The following is a 14,104-nucleotide window of genomic DNA, read 5'->3' on the forward strand; positions in this document are numbered from 1 at the left end:
TCCCTGTCCGGTTCGTTTTATAGGGACGACGTGCCTTTGTGCTTCCTGCCTATTGCTCCGGACTCCAACAAATGAATGCTGAAGACTCCTTGAAACTTGCTCGCCGGTTTATCGGGTTGCCCCTGGAAAAGCGCCAGCTGTTCCTGCAGGCACTGCAGAAAGAAGGGGTGGATTTTTCGCGGTTTCCGATTCCGGCCGGCGTGGAGGCAGAGGACCGCCAGGCGCTGTCCTATGCGCAACAGCGCATGTGGTTTCTCTGGCAACTGGACCCGAGCAGTGGCGCCTACAACCTGCCGGGCGCGGTGCGCCTCAAGGGTGCGCTGAACCTGGGCGCCATGGAGCAGGCGTTTGCCAGCCTGGTGGACCGGCACGAAACCCTGCGCACGGTGTTCCAGCGCCAGGCCGATGAGCGCCTGATGCAGGTGGCCGTACAGCCGTCGCTGGCCATTGAGCAACTGGACCTGACGGCGTTGGCCGCGGCCGAACGCGAACACGCCGTCAACGATGCGGCCACCCGCCAATCGCTGCTGCCGTTCGACCTGGAACACGGCCCGCTGTTGCGTGTGCAACTGCTCAAGCTCGATGCCCAGGAGCACGTACTGCTGCTGACCCTGCACCATATCGTCTCCGATGGCTGGTCGATGAACGTGTTGATCGACGAGTTCATTCGTTTCTACGACGCCCATGAGCGCAACGAAGCGCCGCCATTGCCAGCGCTGTCGATCCAGTACAGCGACTACGCCCTGTGGCAGCGCCGCTGGCTGGAAGCCGGGGAGCAGGCTAGTCAATTGGACTACTGGCAGGCGCGCCTGGGCGACGAGCACCCGGTGCTGGAACTGCCGACGGACCGCCCGCGCCCGGCCATGCCCAGCTATCAGGGTACCCGTCACACCTTCGCGATTGAGCCGGCGCTGGCCGCGCAGTTGCGCACCTGCGCGCAACAGCACAACGTCACCCTGTTCATGCTGCTGCTCGGCGCCTTCAATGTGTTGCTGCATCGCTACACCGGCCAGGGCGATATTCGCGTCGGGGTGCCGATCGCCAACCGCAACCGTACGGAAGTCGAAGGGTTGATCGGCTTCTTCGTCAACACACAAGTCCTGCGCACTGAGCTGAGCGGGCAAACCCGGGTCGCCGAGTTGCTGCAAGGTATCAAGGAGCACGCCCTTGGCGCCCAGGCGCACCAGGAATTGCCCTTCGAGCGCCTGGTGGAAGCCCTGAAGGTCGAGCGCAGCCTCAGCCATACGCCGCTGTTCCAGGTGATGTACAACCATCAGCCGGTGGTGGCCGACATCGCTTCGGTCAGCACCGCCTCCGGCCTGGAACTGGCCCTGGTGGAGTGGCAAGGCCGCACCACCCAGTTCGACCTGACCCTCGACACCTATGAAAAGTCCGGCACCCTGCACGCTGCGCTGACCTACGCCAATGACCTGTTCGACGCGCCGTCCATCGCGCGGATGGCACGCCACTGGATCAGCCTGTTGCAGGCCATGGTGGCCGATGGCGAACAGCGCATCGGCGAGTTGCCGATGCTGGCCGTCGATGAGCAACAGAGGCAGGTGCACGCCTGGAACCAGACCGCACAAGCGTATCCCACCGAACGTGGCATTCATCACCTGATCGAAGACCAGGTACAGCGCACGCCGGATGCGCCGGCGCTGGTGTTCGGCGCGACCACGCTGACTTACGCGCAACTCGACGCCCGTGCCAACCAGCTGGCCCATGCCTTGCGCGACCACGGGGTCGGTCCTGATGCGCTGGTGGGTATCTGCGTTGAGCGTTCCATCGAGATGGTCATCGGCCTGCTGGCCGTGCTCAAGGCCGGCGGCGCCTACGTCCCCCTCGATCCCGAATATCCCCAGGAACGCCTGGCCTACATGATCGAAGACAGCGGCATCCAGCTGCTGCTCAGCCAGCGCAGCCTGCTGCCACTGCTGCCTGTCGAAGGCATTCGGGTGATGCGCCTCGACCAGGCGCCCGGCTGGCTCGACGCTTACAGCGTCGCAGCGCCCGCCGTCGACATCCACGCGCTGAACCTGGCCTATGTGATCTACACCTCCGGTTCCACCGGCAAGCCCAAGGGCGCCGGCAACAGCCATCGCGCACTGGTCAACCGCCTGTGCTGGATGCAGCAGGCCTACGGCCTGGATGCCAGTGACGCGGTGCTGCAGAAAACCCCGTTCAGCTTTGATGTGTCGGTGTGGGAGTTCTTCTGGCCGCTGATGACCGGCGCCCGCCTGGTGGTCGCCGCCCCTGGCGAACACCGCGAGCCGGCGTGCCTGATCGAGACCATCGGCGAGCACGGGATCACCACCTTGCACTTCGTGCCGTCCATGCTCCAGGCGTTTATCCATGAGCCGGGCGTGCAGGCCTGCATAAGCCTCAAGCGCATTGTCTGCAGCGGCGAAGCCTTGCCCCTGGACGCGCAACTGCAGGTGTTCGCCAAGCTGCCCCAGGCCGGTTTGTTCAACCTCTATGGTCCGACGGAAGCGGCCATCGACGTGACCCACTGGACCTGCATCGACGAAGGCCGTGACGCCGTGCCCATCGGCCGTCCGATTGCCAACCTCGGCACCTACGTGCTCGATGCGCAGCTCAACCCGGTGCCTGCCGGCGTGGCCGGCGAGCTGTACCTGGGCGGTACCGGCCTGGCGCGCAGCTACCACCGCCGTCCGGCGCTGACCGCCGAACGTTTTGTGCCCAGCCCCTTTGGTGACGGCGCGCGCCTGTACCGTACCGGCGACCGGGTGCGCCAGCGTGACGACGGTGTGATCGAATACCTTGGCCGTCTCGACCACCAGGTCAAGCTGCGCGGCTTGCGCATCGAATTGGGTGAAATCGAGACACGCCTGATGCAACACCCGGCGGTGCGTGAGGCGGTGGTGCTGGTACACGGCGGCAAACAACTGGTGGCCTACCTGGTGCTGGAGGGCGAGACGCCCACCGACCTCAAGGCCTGGCTGCTCGGCAGCCTGCCGGAATACATGGTACCGACCCATATGGTGCCCCTGGCCAAGCTGCCGGTGACCGCCAACGGCAAGCTCGACCGCAAGGCCCTGCCGTTACCGGATGCAACACCACAACAGGCCTATATCGCGCCGCAAGACGACCTGCAAAAAGCCCTGGCGGCGATCTGGAGCGATGTGCTCGGCGTCGAGCAGGTGGGCCTGGACGACAACTTTTTTGAACTGGGCGGCGATTCGATCATCTCCATCCAGGTGGTCAGTCGCGCGCGCCAGGCGGGGATTCGCCTCAGCCCGCGCGACCTGTTCCAGTACCAGAGCGTGCGCAGCCTGGCGTTGGTGGCCGGCTTCGAGCACACCGCCGTGATCGACCAAGGTCCCGCCCGCGGCGAGGTGATCCTCACCCCGGTGCAGCAAGGCTTTTTCGCCCAGGCGATCCCCGCGCGTCACCACTGGAACCAATCGTTGTTGTTGACCCCGCGCGAGCGCTTGGAACCGGCGCGCCTGGAAGCCGCCCTGACCCAGGTGATCAACCATCACGACGCCTTGCGCCTGCGTTTTGTGCAACAGGCCGACACCTGGCAGCAAGCCTATGCCGCGCCGGTCACCGCGCCGGGCCTGTGGCAAGCACAAGCCAGCAGCGACGATGAGCTGTCGGCGCTGTGCGATGAGGCCCAGCGCAGCCTCGACCTGGCGCAAGGCCCGCTGCTGCGTGCCGCGTTGGTGAGCATGGCCGATGGCAGCCAGCGCCTGCTGCTGGTGATCCATCACCTGGCGGTCGATGGCGTGTCCTGGCGCATCGTCCTGGAAGACCTGCAACAGGCTTACCGCCAGGCAGCGTTGCCGACCAAGACCAGCGCCTACCAGCTGTGGGCCGAACAGTTGCAAGCCCATGCCCTTACGCTGGACCACCAGTTGGCGTACTGGCAGGCGCAGTCGGCGGACGCGGACTTGCCGTGCGACAACCTCCAGGGCGGCCTGCAAAACCGCGTGGGCAGCAAGCTCGAAATACGCCTTGACGCCGAACACACCCGTCAACTGCTCCAGGACGCGCCAGCGGCCTACCGTACTCAGGTCAACGACCTGTTGCTCACCGCCCTGGCGCGGGTGGTCAGCCGTTGGAGCGGCCAGGCCGCCGCACTGATCCAGCTGGAAGGCCATGGCCGCGAAGACCTGTTCGACAGTGTCGACCTGACCCGCACCGTGGGCTGGTTCACCAGCCTGTTCCCGGTACGCCTGCAAGCCGACGGCGAGCTGTCGGCCGCGATCAAGTCGGTCAAGGAGCAGCTGCGCGCCGTGCCCGCCAAAGGCATCGGCTACGGTCTGCTGCGCTACCTCGGCCCGCCTGCGGCCCGCGAAGCCCTGGCGAACCTGGCCGCGCCACGCATTACCTTCAACTACCTGGGCCAGTTCGACCGCCAGTTCAACGAATCCGCGTTGTTTGTACCGTCTACCCAGGGCAGCGGCCAGGCCCAGGATGCCGAGGCACCGTTGGCCAATTGGCTGACGGTGGAAGGGCAGGTGTACGGCGGTGAGCTGGCGCTGCAATGGGGGTTCAGTCGCGAGATGTTCGAGGTGTCGACTGTGCAGCAGTTGGCGGATGACTACGCGGCAGAGCTCAAGGCCTTGATCGAGCATTGCCGAGCCACCCCGGCAGGGCAGGTTACCCCTTCGGACTTCCCACTGGCGTGCTTGACCCAACAGCAACTGGACGCGTTGCCCGTGGCGGGGCCGGCGATTGCCGACCTTTATCCGCTGTCGCCGATGCAGCAGGGCATGTTGTTCCATACCCTCTACGCGCCAGAAGCCCAGGCGTACATCAACCAGTTGCGCGTGGATATCGACGGCCTCGACCTGCTGGCGTTCGGCCGCGCCTGGCAGGCGGCACTGGACCGCCATGACATTCTGCGCAGCAGCTTCCACTGGCTGGGCCTGGACAGTGCCCATCAAGTCATCCAGCGTCAGGTCGACGTGCAGTTGCACGTGATCGAAGACATCGATGCCGACTTCGATGCGCTTGCCGAGGCTGAACGCGAGAAGGGCTTCGCGCTTAATGCTGCGCCGCTGTTTCGCCTGATGCTGGTGCGGGGCGCCGGTAACGCCTGGCATCTGATCTTCACCAGCCACCACATCCTCATGGACGGTTGGAGTAACGCCCAGTTGCTGGGTGAAGTCATCGCCCACTATGCCGGCCAGGCCTTGCCCGCGCCGCTGGGGCAGTTCCGCGATTACCTCGGCTGGCTGCAACAGCAAGCGTCGGGTGAGACGTTCTGGAAAGCCGCCCTGGCGCCGTTGCAAACACCCACCTTGCTCGCGCAAGCGCTGCGCGCGCCGGTCGATGGCCTGGGCACGGCTGAGCATCAATTGATCCTTGAGGGCGAGTTCACACAGGCCCTCGGCGAGTTCGCCCGTCGCCAGAAAATCACTCTCAATACGGTGCTGCAAGGAGCGTGGAGCCTGTTGCTGCAGCGCTACACCGGTCAGGATTGCGTGGCCTTTGGCGCGACTGTCGCCGGGCGTTCGGCACCGCTGCCGGGGATCGAGCAGCAACTGGGCCTGTTCATCAACACGCTGCCTATCGTCAGTACGCCTTCGCCAGCCCAACCGGCCGCCCAATGGCTCAACGAGTTGCAAACCCTGAATCTCAGCCTGCGTGACCACGAGCATGTGCCGCTGTACGACATACAAGGCTGGGCCGGCCAGCAGGGCGCATTGTTCGACACTTTGCTGGTGTTCGAAAACTTCCCTGTGGCCGAGGCCCTGAAGCAGGGCGCACCCGCAGGCCTGGCGTTTGGCCATATTCACAACCATGAACGCACCCATTACCCTTTGACCTTGGGCATTGAGTTGGGGGCCAGCCTGCGCCTGGAGTTCAGTTACGACCGGGCGCGGTTCAGCGCTGAACAGGTCGCACGCTTGAGCGCCAACCTGCACCACCTGCTGGTGCAGTTGCTCGCGGATGCCCAGGCGCCCCTTGGCAACCTGCAATTGCTTGACGCCACCGCACAGCGCGACGTGCTTGCCCTGAGCCAGTCGCCGGGCGCTGCCCAACGCCAGCTGCGCGTGCACGAACGCATTGCGGCCCAGGCTGCTGCCACACCGGACGCGCTGGCGGTACAGGCTGGCGAAGCGCGCTTGAGCTATGCCCAGCTCAATGCCCATGCCAACCGGCTCTCCCATCGCCTGCTGGAACTGGGCGCGGGCCCGGGCCAGCGCGTGGGCCTGGCGTCGCGGCGCGGCCCGCAACTGATCGTCAGCCTGCTGGCCGTGCTCAAAAGCGGTGCGGCCTATGTGCCCCTGGACCCGAACTATCCCGCCGACCGCCTGGCCTACATGCTGGCGGACAGCCGCCTGGACCTGTTGCTCAGCGAAGCCGGGTTGCTGGCCGACCTGCCGCTGCCGCAAGGGCTGGCCCGTCTGGACTTCACCGTCTCCGGTACCGAGCTGGCCGGCTACCCTGTCAGCAACCCACTCACCCACGCTGCCGCTGCCGATCTGGCGTACGTAATCTACACCTCGGGCTCCACCGGCCAACCCAAGGGCGTGGCCATCGACCATGCGGCCCTCGGCCAATTCTGCGACAGCGCCGAGGTCTACAGCCAACTGTGTGCAGAGGACCGCGTGCTGCAGTTCGCGACCTTCAGTTTCGACGGCTTTGTCGAACAGTGCTACCCGCCGCTGTGTGTGGGCGCCGCGCTGATCATGCGTGGCGATGAACTGTGGGATGCCGGGCAACTGGCACGGGAAATCGTCGAGCAGGGCGTGACCCTGGCTGACTTGCCGGCGGCCTACTGGTACCTGTTGGCCAAGGAGTGCGCGGCCGATGGTCGCGCCCTGGGTAACCTGCGCCAGGTGCATGTGGGCGGCGAGGCCATGTCGGTGGAAGGGCTGCGCGCCTGGCACGCGGCCGGCCTGGGCGGCGTGCGCCTGGTCAACACCTACGGGCCGACAGAGGCCACCGTGGTGTCCAGCGTGCATGAGTGCCAACTGGCGGATGCCAGTGATGCGTTCGGTGTGCCGATTGGCCGGGCGAGCGATGGTCGCTCGCTGTATGTACTCGACAGCGGTTTCGAGCTGTTGGCCACCGATGGCGTCGGCGAGCTGTACATCGGTGCCGAGTTCGGCCTGGCCCAGCGTTACTTCGACCGCCCGGCGTTGACCGCCGAGCGCTTCCTCCCGGATCCGTTTTCGACGGTTCCCGGTGCGCGACTCTACCGCAGTGGCGACCTGGCCCGTTACAACGAGGCGGGCGCCTTGGAGTACGTGGGGCGTATCGACCATCAGGTGAAGATCCGCGGGTTCCGTATCGAAATGGGCGAAATCGAGGCCAGTCTGCAAGCCCTGCCGTGGGTGCGCGAAGCTGCCGTCGTTGCGCAGCCGAGTGCCACCGGTACGCAGTTGGTCGCGTACGTTGTCGCGGCCCACGGCCAATCACTGGATACCCAGGCGCTGGCGGCGGTCTTGCGCCAGTCCTTGCCGGATTACATGGTGCCGGGGCATTGGCTGGTGCTCGATGCCCTGCCGTTGAACAACAACGGCAAGCTTGACCGCCGCGCACTGCCGCTGCCGGACCTGAGCCAGGCGCGACACGCCTACCGCGCTCCGCAAAGCCCGCTGCACATGCAATTGGCGGCGATCTGGCAAACGGTGTTGCACGTCGAGCAGGTGGGGCTCGATGACCATTTCTTCGAACGCGGTGGCCATTCGTTGCTGGCCACTCAGGTGATCTCCCGCGTGCGTCACGACCTCAAGCTGGACGTGCCGTTGCGAGCGTTGTTCGAGCAGCCGACGCTGGAAGCGTTCGCGGCGGCCTGCGCAGGGTTGCAGGCCGGCACTGCCAGCTCGATGGTGGCGCTGGGGCGCGACCGGCCGTTGGCACTGTCCTTCGCCCAGGAACGCCAATGGTTCCTTTGGCAACTGGATCCCTGCAGCACCGCCTACCACGTACCGACCGCATTGCACCTGCGCGGTGAGCTGGATATCCCGGCACTGGAGCACGCGTTCCAGGCCCTGGTGCAGCGTCATGAACCGTTGCGTACCACCTTCGTGGAAGAGGCTGAGCACACCTGGCAGGTCATCCAGCCCAACCTGGCGATGGTGATCCAACGCCAGCAGGTGCAAGACTCGGCCATCGAGCAGGCGGTCGCGCAAGAGATCCAACGCCCGTTCGACCTGCTCAACGGTCCGCTGATGCGCGTCATGCTGCTGGAGATCACGGCCGCGCACCATGTGCTGGTGATCACCCAGCACCACATCATCTCCGACGGCTGGTCGATGCAAGTGATGGTCGACGAACTGCTGGCGCTGTATCAAGGCCAGGCGCCGTTGCCGGCCTTACCGATCCAGTACGCCGACTATGCCGTGTGGCAGCGCGATTGGATGGCGGCCGGGGAGAAACAACGCCAACTCGATTACTGGCGTGCACGCCTGGGCACCGAACACGCGGTGCTGGAACTGCCCCTGGACCACCCGCGCCCGGCGGTGCAAAGCCATCGCGGTGCGCGTCGGCGGGTACACCTGGACAACGCCCTGGTGGCCGAGCTCAAGGCACTTGCCCAGCGCCAGGACGTGACTTTGTTCATGCTTCTGCTGGCGTCGTTCCAGACGTTGCTGCACCGCTACAGCGGCCAGGCCGAGATCCGTGTCGGGGTGCCGATCGCCAACCGCAATCGCCTGGAAACCGAGCGTCTGGTTGGCTTCTTCGTCAACACCCAGGTGCTCAAGGCCGACCTGCACGGGCAGATGGCCTTCGAGCAGTTGCTGGCCCAGGTCAAGCAACGTGCCCTGGAAGCCCAGGCCCATCAGGACTTGCCGTTCGAACAACTGGTAGAAGCGCTGCAACCGGAACGCAGCCTCAGCCATAACCCGTTGTTCCAGGTGATGTTCAATCACCAGGACAACCTGCGCGCCGGCCCGGTGCAACTGCCTGGCCTGGCTCTGCAGCCGGTGGATTGGGCCGGTCACACGACCCAGTTCGACCTCAATCTGGAAACCGAGGAGTCCGTCGACGGCCTTTGGGCATCCCTGACCTACGCCACCGACCTGTTCGACGCCGCCACCCTGGAGCGCCTGGCCGTGCACTGGCAGAACCTGCTGCGCGCAGTGGTCAACGATGCCTCCCAGGCCCTGGACGAACTGGCGATGCTCAGCCCATCGCAATGGCAGCAGATGGTCGAAGACTGGAACCACACGAGCGTCGACTACCCACGCGAGCGCTGTGTCCACCAGTTGTTCGAAGCACAAGCCCTGACACAGCCGCACGCCATCGCGCTGCAATTTAATGGCGAGGCCGTGAGCTACAGCGAACTCAACCGCCGCGCCAACCGCCTGGCCCATCGCCTGATCGCGGCGGGCGTCGGCCCGGACGTGCGGGTGGCGGTGCATGTGGAGCGTTCCCTGCACATGGTGGTCGGCCTGCTTGCGACCCTCAAGGCCGGTGGCGCCTATGTGCCGCTGGACCCGCAATTCCCGGCGGAGCGCCTGGCCTTCATGCTCGAAGACAGCCGCGCCCAGGTGCTGCTGACTCAGTCGCCGCTGATTGGGCGCCTGGTGCAACCGCAAGGCCTGCAGGTGCTTTTGGTCGAGGACGCCGGCGGTGACGAACACAACCCGCAGGTCAGCGTCACGCCACAACACCTGGCCTATGTGATCTACACCTCCGGCTCCACCGGCAAGCCCAAGGGCGTGATGGTGCCGCACCAGGCGCTGTGCAGCTTTACCTGCGGCATGGTCGGCACCCTGGACATCGGCGCGCAGGCGCGGGTGCTGTCGCTGACGACGTTCTCGTTCGACATCTTCGCCCTGGAGCTATACGTGCCGCTGACAGTCGGCGCCACGGTGCTGCTGAGCGGTCAGGAACTGGCGCTCGACCCGGAGGCGATAATCGATCTGGTCACCGCCCAATCCGCCAGCGTACTGCAAGCCACGCCGTCCACCTGGCGCATGCTGCTGGAAAGCCCACGTGCCGACGTGCTGCGCGGTATCAAGTGCCTGTGCGGCGGCGAAGCGCTGCCGGCCGATCTGGCCCAGCGCATGCTCGACCTGCAAGGCCCGGTATGGAACCTCTATGGTCCCACCGAAACCACCATTTGGTCGGCGGCCCATCGCCTGCTGGAGGCGCAACCTTTGGTCGGGCGCCCGATCGCCAACACCGCGTTGTTCATCCTCAATGCCGGACTCAGTCCATGCCCGGTGGGTGCGGCCGGCGAACTGCTGATCGGCGGCGTCGGCCTGGCACGCGGCTACCACGCGCGGCCAGCCCTCACCGCCGAACGTTTCGTGCCCAACCCGTACGGCGCGCCGGGCGAGCGCCTGTACCGCACCGGCGACCTGGCACGCTACCGTGCCGACGGCGTGGTGGAGTACATCGGCCGGGTCGACCATCAGGTCAAGGTACGCGGCTTCCGTATCGAACTGGGCGAAATCGAAGCTTGCCTGCGCGAGCATGAAGGCGTTCGCGAAGCCGTGGTGCTGGCCGACAACGACCGCTTGATCGCCTACCTGGTGACGTCTGCGGCACAGCCGGCGCAAGCCTACACAGCGGCATTGCGTGAGCGCCTGCCGGACTACATGGTGCCGGCGCACCTGATGTTCCTCGACAGCCTGCCCTTGACCCCCAACGGCAAGCTCGACCGCAAGGCCTTGCCCAAGGTCGATACCCGCCTGTTGCTGAAGAGCCATGTGGCCGCCGTCACCCCGCGCGAACAACAGGTCGCGGCGATCTGGGCCGAGGTGCTGGGCGTGCCCCAGGTCGGTCTTGACGACCATTTCTTCGAGCTGGGCGGGCATTCGCTGCTGGCCACGCGGGTGGTATCGCGGATGCGCCAGGCACTGGCGCTGGAAGTGGCGCTCAAGACCCTGTTCGAACACCCGTTGCTGGGTGACTTCGTGATGGCCCTGGGTGAGGAGGGCGTGCTCGCGCCGGCGCTGCTCAAGGCCGATCGCAGCCAGCCGTTGCCGCTGTCGTATGCCCAGGAACGTCAATGGTTCCTCTGGCAACTCGACCCCGAAAGCGCCGCGTACCACATCCCCAGCGCCCTGCGTTTGACAGGCCCGTTGGACCTGGCGGCGCTGCAACGCAGCGTCGACACCTTGCTGGCACGCCATGAAAGCCTGCGCACCCATTTGCGCCAGGACGCCGCCGGTACGGTCCAAGTGATTGAAGACTCGGGCCTGATTGAAATCGATTTGGTCGACACCGATGAAGCCGGCCTCAAGGCACGGGTGGCTGACGTCGTTGCGCAGCCATTCGACCTGCTGCGCGGGCCGTTGCTGCGGGCCCGGTTGCTGCGCCTGGCCGAGGACGAACATGTGCTGGTGCTGGTGCAGCACCATATCGTCTCCGATGGCTGGTCGATGCAACTGATGGTCGAGGAGCTGGTGCAACTGTACGCCGCCTTCAGCCACGGGCAGACGCCAGCCCTGCCGGCCTTGCCGATCCAGTACGCCGACTATGCCGTGTGGCAGCGCCAATGGATGGAGGCGGGAGAGAAGGCCCGTCAACTGGCCTACTGGCATGAGCAGTTGGGCGGTGTGCAGCCTGTGCTGGAATTGCCTTTCGACTACCTGCGCCCGGCCGTGCAAAGCCATCGCGGCGCTCGCCTGGGCATCGAGTTGCAACCGCAGCTGCTGGCCGGTTTGCGTCGCCTGGCGCAGAGCGCCGGAGTGACGTTGCCGATGGTGCTGCTGGCGTCCTACCAGGCGTTGCTGCACCGCTACAGCGGCCAGGAAGACGTGCGTGTCGGGGTGCCGATCGCCAACCGCAATCGCCTGGAAACCGAGGGGCTGATCGGTTTCTTCGTCAATACCCAGGTGCTCAAGGCCGATATCCACGGGCAGATGAGCGTTGTGCAACTGCTGCAACAGGTACGCCAACGTTCCCTCGAAGCCCAGGCCCACCAGGACCTGCCGTTCGAGCAGCTGGTCGAAGCGCTGCAGCCCGAGCGCAGCATGAGCCTGAGCCCACTGTTCCAGGTGATGTTCAACCATCGCGTGACCTCGGCAGCCAATCACCTGCAACGCCTCACCGAACTGGACGTCGAAGTGCTGAGCTGGGATGAAGGCGTGGCCCAGTTCGACCTGGCACTGGACGTGGAGGAAAGCCAGGCGACCCTGCGTGCCTCCCTGAGCTACGCCACCGATCTGTTTGCCCCAGCGACCATCGAGCGTATGGCCGACCACTGGCAGAACCTGTTGCAGGCGATGGTTGCCGACCAACAGCAACCCATCAGCCAACTCAACCTGCTGGGCCAGGATGAGCAACGACATATCCTGCAGCTGTGGAACCAGACTGACGCCGGCTTCTCGGCTGAGCGTCTGGTACACGAAATGGTTGCCGACCGCGCCGAGGAAAACCCCACTGCGGTGGCGGTCAAGTTCGATGCGCAAACCCTGAGTTATGGCGAGCTGGACCGCCAGGCCAACCGCCTGGCCCATGCCTTGATCGCCCGTGGCATCGGCCCCGAAGTAAGGGTAGCGATTGCCATGCCGCGCAGTGCCGAGAGCCTGGTGGCGTTCCTCGCGGTGATGAAAGCCGGCGGCGTGTATGTGCCGCTGGATATCGAATACCCGCGTGATCGCCTGCTGTACATGATGCAGGACAGCCGCGCGCAACTGCTGCTGACCCATTCCAGTGCGTTGCCGCAACTGCCGATTCCCGACGGCATGCAGACGCTGGCCATCGATCGCACCGAGGCGTGGGCCGACTACAGCGACACCACGCCGGCGGTAAAACTGCACGGCGACAACCTCGCCTACGTGATCTACACCTCCGGCTCCACCGGCCTGCCCAAGGGCGTGGCGGTGTCCCATGGGCCGTTGGTGGCGCACATCATCGCTACCGGCGAGCGTTATGAAACATCGCCGGCCGACTGCGAACTGCACTTTATGTCCTTCGCTTTCGACGGTTCCCACGAAGGCTGGATGCACCCGCTGATCAACGGCGCCAGCGTATTGATCCGTGACGACAGCCTGTGGCTGCCCGAGTACACCTACGCGCAGATGCACCGTCACAACGTGACCATGGCGGTGTTCCCGCCGGTGTACCTGCAACAACTGGCCGAGCATGCCGAGCGCGACGGTAATCCACCGAAAGTGCGGGTGTACTGCTTCGGTGGTGATGCCGTGGCCCAGGCCAGCTATGACCTGGCCTGGCGCGCGCTCAAGCCGACCTACCTGTTCAACGGCTACGGCCCGACCGAAACCGTGGTCACGCCGTTGCTGTGGAAGGCGCGCAAGGGCGACCCTTGCGGCGCCGTCTACGCGCCAATCGGCACGCTGCTGGGCAACCGCAGCGGCTACGTGCTGGACGCGCAACTCAACCTGCAACCCATCGGCGTCGCCGGTGAGCTGTACCTGGGCGGCGAGGGTGTAGCCCGTGGATACCTGGAACGTCCGGCGCTGACCGCCGAACGTTTCGTGCCGGACCCGTTCGGCACGCCGGGCAGTCGCGTGTATCGCAGCGGCGACCTGACCCGTGGTCGTCCGGATGGCGTGGTGGATTACCTCGGGCGTGTCGACCATCAGGTGAAGATCCGTGGTTTCCGCATCGAACTGGGGGAAATCGAAGCGCGCCTGCGTGAGCAGGACAGCGTCGGTGAAACGGTGGTCGTGGCCCAGGACGGCCCGACCGGAAAACAGCTGGTGGCCTATGTGGTTCCGGTGTCCGCCCCGTCCAACGAAGCCGAGTTCCGTGACGCGTTGCGCCGCGCACTCAAGACCCGCCTGCCGGACTACATGATCCCGGCGCATTTCATCTTCCTGGCGCAAATGCCGTTGACCCCCAATGGCAAGCTCGACCGCAAGGGCCTGCCGCAACCGGATGCGAGCCTTATGCAACAGGCCTATGTGGCCCCCGAGACCGAGCTGGAACGGCAGATCGCCACGATCTGGGCCGAGGTGCTGCGCCTGCCGCGTGTGGGCTTGAACGACAACTTCTTCGAAGTGGGCGGCCACTCCCTGCTGGCCATCCAGATCACCTCCAGGGTCCAGGCCGAGCTGGGCCTGGAAGTGCCGCTGGTGGAAGTGTTCCAGACTGAAACGCTGCGCGCCTATGTGCAGGCGGCTGCCACCTTCCGCGCCGGCAGCGCGGAAGACTTTGATGATCTTCGTGACTTTTTGAGCGAACTAGAGGCGATTTGACC

The 14,104-nt window shown here is 65.3% G+C and carries 1 protein-coding gene; it reads left to right on the top strand.

Annotation, left to right across the window (positions count from 1 at the left end; genetic code table 11):
* The first annotated feature begins 71 nt into the window (after positions 1-71).
* Positions 72-14,102 carry a non-ribosomal peptide synthase/polyketide synthase gene (locus BLQ09_RS15745; RefSeq protein WP_092357748.1) on the top strand — a complete coding sequence of 4,677 codons (14,031 nt, stop codon included), beginning with the start codon at positions 72-74 and terminating at the stop codon, positions 14,100-14,102.
* The last annotated feature ends 2 nt before the right edge of the window (positions 14,103-14,104 follow it).

The sequence above is a fragment of the Pseudomonas sp. NFACC25 genome (genome assembly GCF_900100935.1).
Taxonomy (GTDB): domain Bacteria; phylum Pseudomonadota; class Gammaproteobacteria; order Pseudomonadales; family Pseudomonadaceae; genus Aquipseudomonas; species Aquipseudomonas marginalis.